We start from the raw sequence: 15,874 nt of genomic DNA on the forward strand, positions 1-15,874 counted from the left end.
TTCCGCTCAGGTTTTCCCATGCCCACCGCCACCGAACCGCCAAGGCGCCGCCAGCCCTCGCAGCAGCGCGCCCAACATACCGTACAGGCCATCCTGCAAGCCGCCGCGAGCCTGTTCGCCGAGCACGAGATGCGGAACCAGCCGGAGCCCACCACGGAACAGATCGCGGCGCTGGCGGGGGTGTCGGTCGGTTCGCTGTATCAGTACTTCGCCGATCGCGCGGCCATCGGCCGGGCCCTGATCGAGCAATTGCGCGAGAGCGCCATGGCGGGGCTGGAGGCCATGCTGGCCGAGCGCATGGCGGTCTGGGCGGACGCACCCGAGGCGGTCGGGACCGCGGCGGAAGAGGCCGCGCGCGCCGCCCTGCGCGCCTATGTACAGGCCTATGTGCACAGCTTCGGCGGGCACGACCCGCACACCCGGGCCCTGGCGCGCCTGGCCTGGCGCCATGATCGCGACGAGGATGCCGTGGCCGCGCTGCGCACCGCCAGCGAACGCATCGGCGCGCAGTTGCAGGCACTCGGCATGCCGGCGCTGCGGGTACCCGCGCCGGCCCAGATGTTTGTGGTCACGCGCGCCCTGTTCGGGGTGGTGAGGACCGCGTCGCTGGAGCGCTCGCCCCTGCTCGGCAGCCCCGCGCTGGAGGACGAACTGGTGCGCCTGTGCTGGGGCATGCTGCTGCGCGGCCCGGACGCGGCCTGATACGCGGGCGGATTCAGGCGGCGTCGGTGCTCCAGCCGAGGGCCAGTTCGACCACGCCGCGTTCCGCCTCGCCGCATACGGCTTCTCCCACCACCCGTCCCCAGTAGTGCTCCGATCCGTCCGCCAGCCGCCACGCATGCAGGCGGCGGGTATAGATCTGCAGATCGTATTCCGCGGTGATGCCGATGGCGCCATGCACCGCGTGCGCGATGGCCGCCACCGGCGTGACCGCCTCGCTGGCGTTGAGCTTGCCGATGGCCGCGCGCAGCGGGTCCGGCAGCCAGCCGGTGCCCGCGCAGGCGATCTGCGCCGCCATGCGCGCGGCGGTGACGTGTTCGGCCATCACGCTGATCTGGTGCTGGATGGCCTGGAACTTGCCGATGGGCCGGCCGAATTGCTGCCGGTCGTTGGCATATTGCAGCGTCATGTCGAACACCTGCGACATCGCGCCCGCCAGTTGTGCCGCGTGCAGGCAGGCACCGATCTGGCGCAGGGTGCCAGCCGGCAGCGTGAAGGCGGGCAGGCCGTCGCACGCGGGGCGGGGCAGGATCGCCGCGAGGTCGGCGTGGGCGCCGGTCGCGCGGGCCTGCGCGCGGGCGCGGGGCAGCAGCGCACAATGCGTGCCTTGTTGCACCAGGAACCACGCCGCCTGTGCGCCGCCGGCCACCAGCGCGCGATCGTCGGCGGCATCGCCGGCGCTATCGAAGCATGCCAGGGCGATGGGCTCGGGCGGTACCGCCAGCCCGGCGGCATGCAGCAGGGCGCGGGCAAACAGGGTCTGGCCCAGCGGCAGGGGCAGCGCGTGACGGCCCAGCGCGAACAGCACCGGCGCGAGCTCCTCCAGCGGCAGGCCGGCGCCGCCGGCCTCCTCGGGCAACAGGCAGTCGGCAAAGCCGCTGTCCTGCAGCGCCTGCCACAGGGCGGGGCGATCTTCGCCGCCTTCGACGGCGCGCACGACGGCAGCCGGGCAGCAGTCGCGCAGCACGGTTTCGAGCGCGTCTGAAAAAGCATTGTGCATGGGAGAACTCCGTTTCAGCGCAGGCCAAGGCCCCGCGCGATCATGCCGCGCAGGATCTCGCGCGTGCCGCCGCGCAGCGAATAGGACGGCGCGACCTGGCTCACATAGGCCAGGGTGCGATAAAGGCCGGGATCGGCGGCGAGTTGCGCATCGTCTCCCAGCGCGGCTTCGGCCAGCGCCGGGATCGACTGCTCGAATTCCGTGCCCAGGTCCTTCACCAGCGCGGCTTCCACCACCGGGCTTGCGCCCTCGGCAAGCCTGGCGGTGACCGCCAGCGACATGGATCGCAGCACCGCCAGCCTGGCCGCCAGCCGGCCAATGGCGACGGTGTCGCGCCGCGCCGCCGGCGCGCGCCGCAGCGCGGCGATCCAGGTGTCGAGCAGCACCACGCTGGAGTAAAGCCGTTCCGGCCCGCTGCGCTCGAAGGCCAGCTCCGCGTTGACCTGTTCCCAGCCGCTGCCTTCGCGGCCGACCAGCGCCTGCGCGGGCAGCGTCACATCCTCGAAACTGACTTCGGAGAAATGCGCGTCGCCCGCAAGGTCGCGGATTGGCCGTACCGTCACGCCCGGCGCGGAAAGATCGACGATGACCTGCGACAAGCCGCGCTGGCGGTCCTCCGCCTTGCCGGAGGTGCGCACCAGCGCCAGCATGTAGTGGCAGCGGTCGGCGTTGGTGGTCCAGATCTTGCGGCCGTTCAGGCGCCAGCTGCCGTCTGGCTGCGGCACGGCGCGCGTGGCGACGCTGGCGAGGTCGGAGCCCGAGTTGGGCTCGCTCATGCCGATGCAGAAGAAGGCCTCGCCCCGGCAGATGCGGGGCAGGTAGACGGCCTTCTGTTCCTCGCTGCCGTAGCGCAGGATCAGCGGCCCGCTCTGGCGGTCGGCGATCCAGTGGGCCGAGACCGGCGCGCCGCAGGCCAGCAACTCCTCCACCAGCACGAAGCGCGAGAAGGGATCGAGCCCGGCGCCGCCGTATTGCGCCGGCAGGGTGATGCCCACCCAGCCGCGCCGGGCAAGCGCGCGGCTGAAATCGGCGTTGAAGCCCATCCACGAGCGGGCGCGGATCTCGGGCGGCAGGGCTGGCAGGTGCTCGGCCAGGAAGGCTTTCACCTCGCGCCGGAACGCGGCTGCCGCGGGCGGCAAGGCAGTGAGCTGGAAGGTGCTGAGCAGGGAGGTCAAGACGGGTCTCCGTATGGGGCGGCGAGGGGCGGCGGGCGCGTATGGCGGGCGGCGGCGGATCAGTCCAGCGTCACGCCCGAATCCTTCACCACCTTGTGCCAGCGCTCGATCTCCTGCGCCAGGTACCGGCCGTAGGCCTCGGGGCTGGAGCCGCGCGGCTCCGCGCCCTGCGCCGCCAGGCTGGCGCGCACGTCCGGCGAGGCCAGCGCCTTCTGGGTCGCGGCGTTGAGCCTGTGCACGATATCGGGCGACGTCCTGGCTGGTACCAGCATGCCTTGCCAGGCGCCGACGTCGAAGCCCGGTATCGCCGTCTCGGCCACGGTGGGCACGTCGGGCAACTGCGAGCTGCGCGTGCTGCTGGTCACCGCGAGTGCCTTCATGCGCTTGTCGCGGATGAACGGCAGCGAGGAGTTGATGGTGTCGGCCATGAACTGCACCTGGCCGCCGGCCAGGTCGGTCAGCGCCGGTGCGCTGCCCTTGTACGGCACATGCACCGCCGACAGGCCATTGGCCTGCAGGAACAGGAAGGCCGCCAGGTGAGTCACGTTGCCGTTGCCGGCCGAGCCGTAGGTCAGCTTGCCGGGATTGGCCTTCAGGTACCGGATGAACTCGGCCAGGCTCGACGCCGGCACCAGGGCGTTGACCTCCAGCACCAGCGGCACCATCGCCGTCATCGCCACCGGGGCGAAGTCGCGCCGCACATCGTAGGACAGCTTCTTGTACAGCGCCGGGCTCAGCGCGATCGACGATGTGTTGTAGAGCACGGTGTAGCCGTCGGCCGGCGCCTTGGCGACCAGCTCCGCGGCGATATTGCCATTGGCGCCGGGGCGGTTGTCCACCAGCACCTGCTGGCCGAGTTCCTCCGACATCTTGCGGGCGATGATGCGGGAGACCAGGTCGGTGGGCCCGCCGGGCGGAAACGGCACCACCAGCCTGACGGGGTGGCCGGGAAAATCGGCGCCGGCCGCGAGCACGGGCGCCGGGAGCGCGGCGAGCGCCAGCAGCGCAGGGGCCAGCAGGACAAGCCCGCGGCGGGCGCGGCGAACGGCCGCTCCGGCCCGCGCGTGGGTCCCTTTATCTGCCTTGCCTTGCCTGCCGTCTTTTTTGTCCTGCTCTGGCATCTCGTCTCCTCCGGTAGTGGCGGCTGGCCGCCAGCGGTTAGCGGCCGGCCAGCAAGCGCCGGGCGGTATAGGTCATGACGCGCTCATGGCGCTGGTTGAACACTTCGATGGTCGAGTCCACCACGGCGCGGCCATTGCGCGAGGTCGGCCGGATGCCGCCGACCGTGACGGTGGCCCAGATGGTGTCGCCGACCACCACCGGGGCGATGATCTTCTGGGTCAGCTCCAGCATGGCCAGCCCGGTGCCCTGGATCATGGTCTGCAGGATGAAACCCTCGATCAGCGCATAGGTGAGCGCGGCCGGCACCGGCCGCCCCTGGATGGCGCTGCCCTCGTAGCCGGCCTCGATAAAGATGGCCTCGACCATGCCCGTGACCGAGATGAAGTTGATCAGGTCGGTCTCGGTCACGGTGCGGCGGAAGGTCTGGAAGGCCTGGCCTTCCTTGATGTCTTGCCAATAAAAGCCCTGGCCGAGACGGGGGAGTTGGGTATGGGGCACGGCTTCTCCTGGTGATGGCCGGCGTCGGGTGGCCGGCTTCCTTTATGTTAGGAGGGGGAGCGGGTATAGCGGGAGCCGCATGCGTTGCGCGGCTCAGCCATTGGCGGGCGGCGGCGCGCAATAGGCCGCGCCAGCCCGCCCCAGTTCGTCGATCTGCTGGCCGCTCAGGCCGGCTTCGCCCAACAGGTCCCTGGTGTGCTGGCCCAGGCGTGGCGGCAGGGCGGGCGCCGCGCGTTCGCCGTCGAAACGCACCGGCGCGCCGGTAAAGCGCAGCGTGCCCATGGCCGGATCTTCCAGCGTGTCGAAGAAGCCGGTGGCGCGCAGGTGCGGGTCGTCCACCAGTTCGGCGAGCTGGTTGACACGCGCGACCGGGATCTGCAGCGTCTCGCATAGCGCCAGCCAGTCCTCGGTGGTGCGCGCGCGCACGATCTCGCCGGTCAGTTCGTACAGCGTCTCGATATGCCGGGTGCGCGCCGCGATGCCGGCAAAGCGCGTGTCCACCGCCAGCTCGGGGCGGCCGGCGGCGGTGAAGAAGTCGCGCCAGTGGGCGTCGGTGTACGGCATCATGCAGACGTGGCCGTCGGCGGTCTGGTAGGGCCGGCGCAACGGCGCCAGCACGCGCGGATAGCCGCTGGGGCCGCGCGGCGGCTCGAAATGCTGGCCGTAGAGATGCTCGACCAGGTTGAAGGCCACCATCGACTCGAACATCGGCACTTCCACCAGCGCTCCCTTGCCGCCCTGGCGCTCGCGGCCGGCGATGGCGGCCGAGATCGACAGCGCCGCCACCAGCCCGCTGGTCTTGTCCGCCGCGATGGTGGGGAAATAGCGCACGGTGCCGGTCTGCTCGGCCATCAGCGCGGCATTGCCCGACAGGCCCTGGATGACGTCGTCGTAGGCCGGGCGGCCGCCATACGGGCCGTCTTCGGCAAATCCCAGCAGGCTCACATAGACCAGGCGCGGATGGCGCGCCATGGTGGCGGCGGGATCCAGCCCGAGCCCGGCCAGCTTCTGCGGGCGCATGCTGTGCATGAGCACGTCGGCGCCGGCCAGCAGGCGCTCCAGCGCGGCCTGCGCCGCGGGCAGCTTGAGGTTGAGCACCACGCTCTTCTTGCTGCGGTTCACACCCAGGAAGATCGCCGCCATGCCGTCTTCGGCGGCGGGGCCGGTGCGCCGCGTGGAATCGCCTTCGGGCGGCTCCACCTTGATCACTTCGGCGCCGAGGTCGGCCAGCCACTGGCTGGCGTAAGGGCCCATCACGACCGTGGAAAGGTCGATCACGCGGATGCCTGAGAGGGGCAACATGCCTGGCTGTCTCCTGTTTGTCCTGGTGCCGGCTTATGCGAAGCCGAAGGTTGGCCACGCGAAATCCGATGGCCACAGGTTAGTGCAGGGGGATCGCCTGCGTCTAATATTAGATTTTTAGGATCCGATATTCACCGGATATCAGCGTGGACCTTCGTCAACTTCAGCAGTTTGTCGCCCTGGCCGAGACCGGCAACTTCCATCGCGCGGCCGAGCGCCTGCACATGGCGCAGCCACCGCTGTCCATCTCGATCCGCAAGCTGGAGGAGGCGCTGGGCACGCCGCTGTTCGTGCGCACCTCGCGCGGGGTGCGGCTGACCCAGGCCGGCGAGGCGGCGCTGCACGATGCCCGGCGCGCGCTGTTCCACGCGGGCCAGGCCCGCGCGGCGGCGCTGGCGGCGGCGCACGGCGAGCGCGGCGCGCTGCGGGTGGGCTTTGTCGGTTCAGCCACCTATGCCTTGCTGCCCAAGCTGATCCCGGCCTTTCGCGAGGCGCATCCGGGCATCGAGCTGATCCTGCACGAATCCACCTCGGCCGCGATCCTGGACCGGCTGGAGCGCCACCAGCTGGATGCCGGGCTGGTGCGCTTTCCCATCCTGAGCGCCGGGGCTTATGCGCTGATGCCGCTGGAGACCGACGAGTTCGTCGCCGCCGTGCCGGCCGACAGCCGTTTTGCCGGACGCGACGCGATCGCCCTCAAAGCGCTGGCCGGGGAGCCTTTCATCATGCACCCGAGCGCCGACGTGCCCAACCTGCAGGCCATCGCCATGCTGCTGTGCCAGCAGGCCGGCTTCGTGCCGCGCGTGACGCAGGAGGCGGTGCAGGTGCAGACCATCGTCAGCCTGGTGGAGAGCGGCTTGGGGGTGGCACTGGTGCCCAGCGTGGCGGCGCGCTACATCAACCGGCGCGTGCGCTTCCTGCGGCTGGCCAGCCCGCGGCCGGCGGCGCCGATCGGCATTGCGCTGGCGACCCCGGCCGACAGCGACGACCGCCAGGTGCAGCGCCTCATGGCGGTGGCGCGCGCCGTGGCGGCGCCTGTGGCCTGACCCGCCGGTGCCGCCGGTGCAATCAGGCTGGCGCGCGGACGCCGTGCGCCGTGGGGGCGCGCGGCAGCGCCACGCCCGGCAGCAGGTGGAGCAGGCGCACCAGCTCGCTCTGGCGATGGGTGCCGGTCTTGCGCAGGATGTCGCGGATATGCACGCGTACCGTGTGCGGCGACACGAATTCGTGATCGGCGATCTCGTTGAGGGTTTCGCCGGCGGCAAGCCGGATGGCAACCAGGCTTTCCTTGCGGGACAGGCCGAACAGCGATGTCAGCACCGCGCTGTCGAGCACGGAGCGCGATTCCGAATTGCCCATCAGCACCATGGCGAACGGCAGTTGCCATGGGCCTTCCACCGGCTGGCGCGAGACCAGCGGCAGCACGATGATCGGTACCGGCTGCCCGCCCGAGGTGATATGCATCCATGAACCTGCCGCCGGCTCGCTGCCGCGCGGCTGGACGGCGCGCTCCAGCAACTTGTACAGGGTCGCGCGCAGGGTCTGGTCGCGGGCCTTGAGCACGCCGTTTTCCAGCGCCAGCTGGCGATCGGCCTGCACCAGGGCTTCGGCCCAGACGTTGGCGTAGCGCACGCGCATATCGGCCTGCAACACCATCACGCCGAAGTCGAGCGTATCGAGGCTGGCAAGGCCAAGGGCGGCCAGCCCGCTCAGCTCGAAGTTGCGCTGCTGCATGCGCGCGGCGCGGGCCCAGTGCGGCAACACGCGCGCGATCCGCCGGCTGCGGTGCAGTGCGCCGTCGGGGGTGCCGCCCGGTCCGGCATCCCTGCCTGCACTGCCCATTAGCACGCAGACTTCGGCGGTGTCGAGCAGGCGGATGCCATGGGCCAGATCGGTGTCGTGCGGCGGCTCCGGCCAGAGGGCGCTGTCCTGCCCGTCGGCTGCGTGGGCGGCGGCCAGCGCGCGCGCCGGCAGGCTGGCCAGGGCGTACAGGCTCTCCGGCACGTGTCCGCCCTGCGCCGCGAAACAGCCATGCGGGGTGACGCCGAGGCGCGCCTGCCCTGCGAGCTTGTCCCATACCAGGTAGTGGGGACTGTCCGTGTCCGTATAGCGGGAGAAGAGGCCAAGCGCGGTTGGCATGGCCGTGATGTCAAGCGCCGATTCGTAGATCGAATCGATCAGACGATGGAAATCTTCATCCGCCAACGGATGTTCGCCCATGGTGTGTTTCCCCGGTGGCTTGCGCCTGATTCTACTGCTGCTTTTTTTATAGGTCCGCCGCTACGACTGGCTGCTGCTGGCCGGCTCCGGGGTGGCGCGCGACACGTGCCATCGGACAGGATAGTGGCGTCCGATTCCCTTGGGCGCCCGTTCCCGCGTTACCGCGTGGCGGCATTATGCGCATCGGTGCATCAGTACGCAAACGGGTAATGTTGTCTAGCCAAGCATTCAGCGGTTCAGACGCTGAAATGGCCGCCAGGCAGCGCCATGCCGGCATGTCCGGACAAGAAGGCAAGGCGTACCCGTTTCTGCGTGCGCCTTGCCCGGCCTGGCCACCGCTCAGCCCGGCTTGGGTGCGTCCTGGGCGACGGCGCCTGCACCGCTCGCCCCGGCCGCCATCCCGCTGGCCCGGGAGGCCGGCAGGGCGGGCCCTTCCACCTGCACCGTGACCCGCTGCGTTGCCATGCTGATGCCATGCTGGTCGAACTTGCGCTTGAGCCGGACGTTGAAGGCGCGGGTGATTTCCGCCTGGGTCAGGGGCCGGGTCTTGAACTGGGCGAGGATCACCGAACCGTTGGGGTCGAAGCGGTCCAGTCCCAGGATGTCGAGGGCGGACAGCAGGTTGCGCGCGTAGCGGAAATCGCGCGACACCTCCGCGCCGGTCTCGCGGATCAGCTCGATGGCCTGCTCGAGATCGCTGCCGTAGGCCACGCCGATATTGAACACCGCGTAGGCATAGCCGCGCGACAGGTTCTTGATGGCCTTGATCTGGCTGTAGGGCAAGACATGGAGCGCGCCTTTGCCGTCGCGCAGCTTGACGGTGCGGATGGTCATGGCCTCTACGGTGCCGGCGTGATCGGGCAGCTCCACCGAGTCGCCGACGGCGATCGAGTCTTCCACCACGATGAACAGGCCGGTGATCAGGTCCTGCACCAGGCTTTGCGCGCCGAAGCCGATCGCCAGGCCGACCACGCCGGCGCCGGCCAGCAGCGGCGTCACGTTGACGCCAAGGTTGGCCAGCACCACGATCAGCGTGATCACCAGCAGCGTGACGAACAGCGCGTTGCGCACCAGCGGCAGGATGGTCTTGGCGCGCAGGCTGGGCGGCTGGCCGCGGCTATGCGACGGCGTCAGGGTCTGGGTGATGGCCGTGTCGACCAGCAGCCACGCCAGCCATGACAGCAGCACCGTGCTGGTGACGCTGAACACGGCCTCGCTGATGCGCTTGCCGACCGAGGTCGACTCGGCCACCGAAATCAGCGAGACGCCCCAGATCCGGCTGCCCAGCTCAAGGAAGGCGAACCAGATCACCACCCGCACCAGCGCTACCGCGAAGCGCCCGAAGCGCGCCAGGTAGGCCGAGCGCTGGCGGTCGCGGATGCGCGGCGGGCGCCGTGTGGCCTTGGGCGAGCGGCCGGTGACCAGCGTCAGCAGCAGCGCCGCGACGAACAGCGCCACCGAGGCGACGGTGCGCCGCAGGAATTCGTCGGCATGGCCGGTGGCGAGCACGGTACCCGCCACCGACGCTACCACTACCGCCAGCACCGGCAGGTGCCAGGCCGCACCCAACAACCGCAGCAGGTCCATGATAGCGGGATGCGCCTGGCGGAACGCGAGCGGCCGGTTGGCGATGATCTGGCCGATCTGCCGGCGAAAGCGCAGGGTAAAGCAGGCGATCAGCAAGGCTGCGGCGAGATTGGCCACGGTGGAGATCAGCGCCGACAGGTTGGTGCCGAGCGGCGCTACCACGCGGGCGTCAGTGGTGACGTCCCCCAGGGCGGCAAGGATGCCGGTGGCGAACAGCAGCCCGCGCGAGTGCAGCAGCAGGTCGCGCACCGCGTGGGCGCGATGCGCCGAGCTGAACAGCGCGAAGATGACCTGGCACACCGCGCCCAGCACGGCCCCGGCCACGACCGAATAGGCGATCACCATGCCGGCCACGCTGGCCGGCGAGCGCCCGAACACGGTGCCGGAGAGCATCATCGCCAGGGCGAACGCCACCACCCATGGCGCCACCCTGCGCAGCATGTACATGCCCACATCCACCCAGGACGGCACCGCCGGCAATTCCGCGTGCGCTCGCGGCTGCAGGCGCCGGTTGCGCACGCGCCGGCCGAGTTCCAGCAGCAGCCCGCCCGCCAGCAGCCAGGCCGCGAGCACGGTGGCGAATTCCCGCAGCGACACCATGGCGGAACGGGTGCCGCCGAGGGTCAGCGCGTTGTGCCATTCCTCGCCCGCGAAGCCGGCCCGCCAGCGCCAGTAGTGCCATGGCCCCGTGTCCTTGCGGATGCGCGTGTCGAGGTGATCGACCGCCTCGGCCAAGGCGCCCAGCAGGCCCGGGGCCGGCGCCGAGGCGGCGCTGGCATCGATGCCTTTGCGCAGCGTCTGCAACTGATCCACCAGCGCCTTGCGGTCCTTGTCGCTCTGCAGCGTGGTGATCACCTGGTCGAGCGACTGGGCCAGCGGTGCGCTGGCGGACGGCTGCGATGCCGGCGCGGCATCCGCCTTCACCGCCGCCGCCAGCTGGGACAGCCCCGGCGGTGCGGCCAGCACCGCCGGGGCCAGCCATAGTGCCAGCAGCAGTTGCACCAGCAGGCGCGCCAGCGCGCAGGCGGGCCCGGCATGCCTGGCCTGGCGCGGTGCGTGCGGACATGGCGGCGCAGCGCCGGGCTGGCCTGCGGCCGGTAGCGTCATCGGGGACCTGTTCAGGGGTTGCATGGCATTGTCGAAAGCGCCCGGCCGCGAACCGGGGGATGCTCAACACTTTAGCGCATTGCACATACGGCACACGCCGGCAGGTGCCGCACCATTGTGGGCATTCGGGGACACATCCGCTGGCTTGAGGCCTGTGTTACGTGCCCCGGCCAAGCGCCAGCCGTCCGGCGTCAACGGAGTGGCGGTGCAGGCCGTTGAGTGAAGTATTGCGTGTCGGTCGGGTTGCGGCTGTGTGCAGCCCTGTGTCGTTTCCTTTGTCCCAATGGCATTGTTACCGCAGGAGCCTGTCATGAATGCTGTGAGAGCCAACCCCGCCAAACCAGCTGCTTCGGCCATCGCCGCTGCGCGCGCCTTGTTCAACCTGCGCGTCGGCCTGCCCATGCTGCTGGCCGCTGCGCTCTGCGTTTCGATCCCGCACCTGGCACGCGCCCAGACCGCGCCCGCCGCCCAGACGCCTACCGGTACCTGCAAGGACGGCAGCAGCTATTTCGGCGCTTCCAAGAAGGGCGCGTGCGCCGGGCATGGCGGCGTGAAGGAGTGGCACGGCGCGGCCGCCGCCAGCGCTCCCGCCGCGCCGATGGCCGCCGCCCCTGCAGCCACTGCTCCCGCCACCGCCGCCACGCCCGCCATGCCGGCGGCCAAGCCGATGGCGCCTGCCGCCACCGCTGCCGCCGCCACTGCCGCGCCGGGTGGCGGGCCCGGCCAGGTCTGGGTCAACAAGACCTCCAAGGTCTACCACTGCGCCGGCTCGCGCTGGTATGGCAAGACCAAGAACGGCGCCTACATGACCGAGGCCCAGGCCACCGCGCAAGGTTTCCATGCCGAACATGGCAAGGCCTGCGGGTGAACCCCGCGCACTACGCACTATCGCCGGAGCGCATGACATGCACCTGATCTGGGTTGTTCTCATCGGCTTTTTCGCCGGGCTGATAGCGCGCATGCTTACGCCCGGGCGCGGACCGAGCGGCTTCTTCCTCACCGCCGGCCTGGGCATCCTGGGTTCGCTGGCCGCGACCTTCCTTGGGCAATTCCTGGGCTGGTACCGGCCCGGCCAGACCGCCGGCTTTGTCGGCGCGGTGGTGGGCGCCGTGATCCTGCTGGCGCTGTATCACCTGGCGACGAGGCGTTAGCGCAGCTGCGCGAGTCATCCAGGCTGCTGCAAGCCGCTGCGCGCGGGTGCGTCCCGTGCGCAGTGGCGCAGCCATGCCGCCGCCTGTTCACTCTCCCGCTTTCCCGCCCCGGACGCGCATTCGTGCATTCGTCGCTTCCGACGATGCGTGCCGCGCCGTCATCCCCGAATCTCCATACCACGCCGGCTGCCGGTTTTCTGGCCCGCCGGACCAAGGCATTCCGCCACTGGCGCGTGGTCGCGCGCGCAGTCCGGAACGCATCGGCACATACGACGAAGACGTGGAGAAAAGATGGAACTCGATGCATCGGTAACGGCAGTGATCACGGGCGGCGCCTCGGGCCTGGGCGAAGCCACGGCGCGCGCGCTGGCGGCGCACGGCGTGCGCGTGGCGCTGTTCGACATGAACGCGGAAAAGGGCGAAGCGGTCGCACGCGAACTCGGCGGCGTGTTCTGCCAGGTCAACGTGACCTCCGAGGCCGAGGTAGAGGCCGGCTTCGCCAAGGCGCGGGCCGCACTTGGGCAGGAACGTATCCTGGTCAACTGCGCCGGCACCGGCAACGCCTTCAAGACGGCATCCCGCGCCAAGGAAGCGCCCGACCAGATCAAGTTCTTTCCGTCGGACGCCTTCGAACGCATCATCCAGATCAACCTGATCGGTTCGTTCCGCTGCCTGGCGCGCTCGGCAGCCGGCATGCTGACGCTGGACGCACGCGACGGCGACCGCGGCGTCATCATCAACACTGCCTCGGTGGCGGCGCAGGACGGGCAGATGGGCCAGGCCGCGTACGCGGCCTCCAAGGCCGGCGTGGTCGGCATGACCCTGCCCATCGCGCGCGACCTGTCGGGCGAGGGCATCCGCGTCAACACCATCATGCCCGGCATCTTCAACACGCCGTTGCTGCAGGGTGCGCAGGAGCACGTCAAGGCCGCCCTGGCCGCCTCGGTACCGTTCCCCAAGCGGCTGGGCCAGCCGGCAGAGTTTGCCTCGCTCGCACTGGAGATGTGCCGCAACAGCTATTTCAATGGCGAAGCGGTACGTCTCGATGGCGCCATCCGCATGGCGCCGCGCTGATCCGCCGCCCGCATGGGAGTGACACAAGCCTGCAGCAGGACCGAGAGAAGGAGATGCCGATGGGAATGGATTTCAGCTACCTGGCCACACTGCCGCACGCTTTGCGTCACTTCGCGCTGCGGCGGCCCGATGCGGTGGCCTACGCATTCGAGGGCAGGCTCACCACGTATCGCGAGCTGGATCGCCACACCGATAGCGTTGCCCAGGCGCTGGCGGCCGGCGGCATCGGCCCCGGGGACCGCATCGGCTATGTCGGCAAGAACTGCGATCATTATTTCGAGCTGTTGCTGGGCGCGGGCAAGATCGGTGCCGTGATGGCGCCGGCCAGCTGGCGCCTGGCGCCTCCGGAGGTCGGCTACATCGTCGGCCATTGCGATGCCGCGCTGTTGTTCGTCGGGCCGGAATCGACGGAAATGGTGCGCAACCTGCTGCCGTCGCTGCCGCTGGTGCGCGCGGTGATCGCCATGGAAGACGGCGTGGCGGACTGGCCCGCCTACACGGCCTGGCGCGACGCGCATGCGCCCGTGCCGCCGGCGCACCAGTCCGCCGCGCACGACGTCGTATTGCAGCTCTACACGTCGGGCACCACGGGGCGCCCCAAGGGCGCGATGCTGACCCACCGCAACCTCACTGCCGGCACCGAGGCAAGCGAGCGCGAGGATATCCCGTGGTCGCGCTGGACCGACGACGATATCTCCCTGGTGGCAATGCCGGTGGCGCATATCGGCGGCTCGGGCTGGGGTTTGCGCAGCCTGCTGGCGGGCGCCAAGGGCGTGATCACGCGCGATTTCGATCCCGCCGCGGTGCTGGCGCTGTTCGAGCGCGAACGTATCAGCAAGCTGTTCCTGGTGCCGGCGGCGATGCAGTTCGTGCTGCGCGATCCACGCGCGCGCAGCGTCGATTACTCACGCCTGAAAACCTTGCTCTACGGCGCGGCGCCAATTCCCGCCGCCCTGCTGCGCGAGGGCATCGAAGTGTTCGGCTGCGGTTTCGCGCAGCAGTACGGCATGACCGAAACCACCGGCACGGTGGTCGCATTGCCGCCGGAAGACCACACTACCGAGGACGTACCGCGCATGCGGGCGGCCGGCAAGCCGTTGCCCGGCGTGGAGGTGGTGGTGGTGGACTGGGAAGGGCGGCGCCTTGCGCCCGGCGAAGTGGGCGAGCTGATGATCCGCTCGCCGCAGAACATGGCTGGCTACTGGAAACAGCCGGACGAGACCGCGCGCACCATCGACGCCGACGGCTGGCTGCGCACCGGCGACGCGGGTTATCTCGACACCGATGGCTATGTCTACATCCACGACCGGGTCAAGGACATGATCATCAGCGGCGGCGAGAACGTGTATCCGGCCGAGGTCGAGAGCGCGATCTACGGGCATCCGCAGGTGGCCGACGTGGCGGTGATCGGCGTGCCCGACGAGAAATGGGGCGAGGCGGTGAAGGCCATCGTGGTACCGCGCCCGGGCATGACGCCGGACCGCGACAGCATCGTGGCGTGGGCACGGGAGCGGCTGGCCGGCTTCAAGCTTCCGAAGAGCATCGAGTTTGTCGATGCGCTGCCGCGCAACCCTTCCGGCAAGCTGCTGCGGCGCAAGCTGCGGGAGCCTTACTGGGAGGGGTATAGCAGGCGGATCCATTGACGTGGCCACCCCGGGGACACGGAAGCGAAGCTGACGGGATGCGCCGGAACCGTTAGCAATGACGACGGCTGTGGCACCCCCTCATGGGGAGAGCAACCGGGGGAGGGCTGGAGGGGTGGTTTGGCCAGGTGCCGCAAGAACCGAAGCCAACGGCCTTGTCCAGCAGTGGCCCCCAACTGCATCGCCACATCGCAGCGCCACGACAAATCCATCAGGAACGTGTTACGTAACGCGTAACACGCAGGCCGCCGCGCAGGCACGCGCAGGCGTTGCCCGGCGAACGCGAGAAAGCGCTTCCCACCCTTCCATGAAAAGCCGCCAGGCGCAGCAGCGCCTGCCCGGGCGGGCTGGTTCTCCCTTCCCGCAAGTGCAATCCTCCCTCGCTGATGCCGGGCCGCCGGTTCGCCTGGCACACGGCTTGCAGTATGCCTTGCAACGGCGCCGCCGCGAATACCGCTCACCGTTTCAACCGGATCGGCGCTCGGCCAATGGGAGCAAGCACGATGGATTCCGCTCGCACGGTTTCCGGCAGGGGCATGTCGTGATGAATGCACTGCTGATAGAAGACAACCCGCTAATGCGGCTCGGCCTGCTGCGCATGCTCGGCGGCATCGATGGCTTCGGGCAGGTGATCTGCGTGGATCTGCTCGAGCTGGTCCAGCTGCGCGGACAGTTGAACGACATCGCGATGGTGCTCCTCGGCATGCCGCCGGAGCCGGCGCGCGCGCGGCGGATGCTGGAAGCCGTGCGCACGGTCTTGCCCACGCAGTACCTGCTGCTGCTCGTCGACGGCGCGCCGCCGCCGTTGCTACCGCCCGACCTGGCGCGCGGCATCTGTACGTGGCTGCCCAAGCGCACCTCGCTTGGGGCGATCGAGGCGGCCATCCGGCTGGTCCTGTCCGACGACGATCGCTGGCATGGCGCGAGCGCGCCGAATCCCACCGTGCGGCTGCAGGCGCTGGCCCCGCCCCGTGGCCGCATCGATCTGCCGCGCGACGAGGCGCGCATGCTGAAGCTGACGCCGCGCCAGTACGAGGTGCTGGTATTGCTGTCGCACGGCTATCCGCTCAAGACCGTCGGCCGGCTGCTCAATATCTCGATCGCTACCGTGAAGCGCCACGTGGCACTGGTGTATCAGCGCCTGCAGGTGAGCAGCAAGAGCGAGGCGATCCATGCCGCGCGCCAGCGTGGCGCAAGGCTGCAGGCCGGCAGCTCCCGTCGCGGCGCCGCCGGCGCCTGAACGCCGGTGCCGAACCCACTATCCATTCAGGAGAC

14 protein-coding genes are annotated in these 15,874 nt (G+C 69.7%); 7 read left to right on the forward strand and 7 right to left on the reverse strand.

The window, feature by feature from the left end; translation table 11 throughout:
- The first annotated feature begins 18 nt into the window (after nucleotides 1-18).
- Complete coding sequence (locus AC3FOF_RS18140) at nucleotides 19-702, forward strand: TetR/AcrR family transcriptional regulator (protein WP_488727346.1); 684 nt, start codon at nucleotides 19-21, stop codon at nucleotides 700-702.
- 13 nt (nucleotides 703-715) lie between these two features.
- Here the strand turns inward: AC3FOF_RS18140 and AC3FOF_RS18145 are convergent, their stop codons facing one another.
- The 5 genes from AC3FOF_RS18145 to AC3FOF_RS18165 all read right to left on the reverse strand — a co-directional run bounded on the left by AC3FOF_RS18145 (nucleotide 716) and on the right by AC3FOF_RS18165 (nucleotide 5,817).
- Entirely contained in the window at nucleotides 716-1,720 is a 1,005-nt protein-coding gene (locus AC3FOF_RS18145) for an acyl-CoA dehydrogenase family protein (RefSeq protein WP_488727347.1), read from the reverse strand.
- Between the two features lie 14 nt (nucleotides 1,721-1,734).
- Complete coding sequence (locus AC3FOF_RS18150; protein ID WP_488727348.1) at nucleotides 1,735-2,895, reverse strand: acyl-CoA dehydrogenase family protein; 1,161 nt, start codon at nucleotides 2,893-2,895, stop codon at nucleotides 1,735-1,737.
- Nucleotides 2,896-2,954: 59 nt separating this feature from the next.
- Entirely contained in the window at nucleotides 2,955-4,016 is a 1,062-nt protein-coding gene (locus tag AC3FOF_RS18155; RefSeq protein WP_488727349.1) for a tripartite tricarboxylate transporter substrate binding protein, read from the reverse strand.
- Nucleotides 4,017-4,053: 37 nt separating this feature from the next.
- A complete protein-coding gene (locus AC3FOF_RS18160; RefSeq protein ID WP_276267504.1) occupies nucleotides 4,054-4,515 on the reverse strand; it encodes a MaoC family dehydratase in 462 nt (153 codons plus the stop codon).
- A 93-nt stretch (nucleotides 4,516-4,608) separates the two neighbouring features.
- Entirely contained in the window at nucleotides 4,609-5,817 is a 1,209-nt protein-coding gene (locus AC3FOF_RS18165) for a CaiB/BaiF CoA transferase family protein (RefSeq protein ID WP_488727350.1), read from the reverse strand.
- A 146-nt stretch (nucleotides 5,818-5,963) separates the two neighbouring features.
- Between AC3FOF_RS18165 and AC3FOF_RS18170 the strand changes: the two genes are divergently transcribed.
- Nucleotides 5,964-6,863 carry a LysR family transcriptional regulator gene (locus AC3FOF_RS18170; RefSeq protein ID WP_488727351.1) on the forward strand — a complete coding sequence of 300 codons (900 nt, stop codon included), beginning with the start codon at nucleotides 5,964-5,966 and terminating at the stop codon, nucleotides 6,861-6,863.
- A gap of 22 nt (nucleotides 6,864-6,885) precedes the next feature.
- Here AC3FOF_RS18170 and AC3FOF_RS18175 read toward each other — a convergent pair whose 3' ends face one another.
- Nucleotides 6,886-8,037 carry a helix-turn-helix transcriptional regulator gene (locus AC3FOF_RS18175; protein ID WP_488727352.1) on the reverse strand — a complete coding sequence of 384 codons (1,152 nt, stop codon included), beginning with the start codon at nucleotides 8,035-8,037 and terminating at the stop codon, nucleotides 6,886-6,888.
- A gap of 339 nt (nucleotides 8,038-8,376) precedes the next feature.
- On the reverse strand, nucleotides 8,377-10,755 hold the full coding sequence (locus AC3FOF_RS18180) for a mechanosensitive ion channel family protein (RefSeq protein WP_488727353.1): 2,379 nt from the start codon (nucleotides 10,753-10,755) through the stop codon (nucleotides 8,377-8,379).
- 376 nt (nucleotides 10,756-11,131) lie between these two features.
- Between AC3FOF_RS18180 and AC3FOF_RS18185 the strand changes: the two genes are divergently transcribed.
- The 5 genes from AC3FOF_RS18185 to AC3FOF_RS18205 all read left to right on the forward strand — a co-directional run bounded on the left by AC3FOF_RS18185 (nucleotide 11,132) and on the right by AC3FOF_RS18205 (nucleotide 15,839).
- Nucleotides 11,132-11,599, forward strand: a complete 468-nt coding sequence (locus tag AC3FOF_RS18185) for a DUF3761 domain-containing protein (protein ID WP_488727383.1) — start codon at nucleotides 11,132-11,134, stop codon at nucleotides 11,597-11,599.
- Between the two features lie 37 nt (nucleotides 11,600-11,636).
- The gene (locus AC3FOF_RS18190) at nucleotides 11,637-11,882 is read left to right on the forward strand and encodes a GlsB/YeaQ/YmgE family stress response membrane protein (protein WP_017226708.1); all 246 of its coding nucleotides are present in this window, start codon (nucleotides 11,637-11,639) and stop codon (nucleotides 11,880-11,882) included.
- Nucleotides 11,883-12,173: 291 nt separating this feature from the next.
- Nucleotides 12,174-12,956, forward strand: coding sequence for an SDR family NAD(P)-dependent oxidoreductase (locus AC3FOF_RS18195; protein WP_276268271.1), 783 nt, complete (start codon nucleotides 12,174-12,176; stop codon nucleotides 12,954-12,956).
- A 65-nt stretch (nucleotides 12,957-13,021) separates the two neighbouring features.
- Nucleotides 13,022-14,599 carry a fatty acid--CoA ligase gene (locus AC3FOF_RS18200; protein WP_488727384.1) on the forward strand — a complete coding sequence of 526 codons (1,578 nt, stop codon included), beginning with the start codon at nucleotides 13,022-13,024 and terminating at the stop codon, nucleotides 14,597-14,599.
- A 544-nt stretch (nucleotides 14,600-15,143) separates the two neighbouring features.
- Nucleotides 15,144-15,839: a helix-turn-helix transcriptional regulator gene (locus tag AC3FOF_RS18205; RefSeq protein ID WP_488727385.1), complete on the forward strand. Its 696-nt coding sequence runs from the start codon at nucleotides 15,144-15,146 to the stop codon at nucleotides 15,837-15,839.
- The last annotated feature ends 35 nt before the right edge of the window (nucleotides 15,840-15,874 follow it).

The sequence above is a fragment of the Cupriavidus sp. 96C5-1 genome (assembly GCF_057798855.1).

Coding starts and splice junctions, on each gene's coding strand:
- AC3FOF_RS18140 (WP_488727346.1), top strand. CDS start 19: ATGCCCACCGCCACCGAACCGCCAAGGCGCCGCCAGCCCTCGCAGCAG.
- AC3FOF_RS18145 (WP_488727347.1), bottom strand. CDS start 1,720: ATGCACAATGCTTTTTCAGACGCGCTCGAAACCGTGCTGCGCGACTGC.
- AC3FOF_RS18155 (WP_488727349.1), bottom strand. CDS start 4,016: ATGCCAGAGCAGGACAAAAAAGACGGCAGGCAAGGCAAGGCAGATAAA.
- AC3FOF_RS18165 (WP_488727350.1), bottom strand. CDS start 5,817: ATGTTGCCCCTCTCAGGCATCCGCGTGATCGACCTTTCCACGGTCGTG.
- AC3FOF_RS18175 (WP_488727352.1), bottom strand. CDS start 8,037: ATGGGCGAACATCCGTTGGCGGATGAAGATTTCCATCGTCTGATCGAT.
- AC3FOF_RS18180 (WP_488727353.1), bottom strand. CDS start 10,755: ATGCAACCCCTGAACAGGTCCCCGATGACGCTACCGGCCGCAGGCCAG.
- AC3FOF_RS18185 (WP_488727383.1), top strand. CDS start 11,132: ATGCTGCTGGCCGCTGCGCTCTGCGTTTCGATCCCGCACCTGGCACGC.
- AC3FOF_RS18190 (WP_017226708.1), top strand. CDS start 11,637: ATGCACCTGATCTGGGTTGTTCTCATCGGCTTTTTCGCCGGGCTGATA.
- AC3FOF_RS18195 (WP_276268271.1), top strand. CDS start 12,174: ATGGAACTCGATGCATCGGTAACGGCAGTGATCACGGGCGGCGCCTCG.
- AC3FOF_RS18200 (WP_488727384.1), top strand. CDS start 13,022: ATGGATTTCAGCTACCTGGCCACACTGCCGCACGCTTTGCGTCACTTC.
- AC3FOF_RS18205 (WP_488727385.1), top strand. CDS start 15,144: ATGAATGCACTGCTGATAGAAGACAACCCGCTAATGCGGCTCGGCCTG.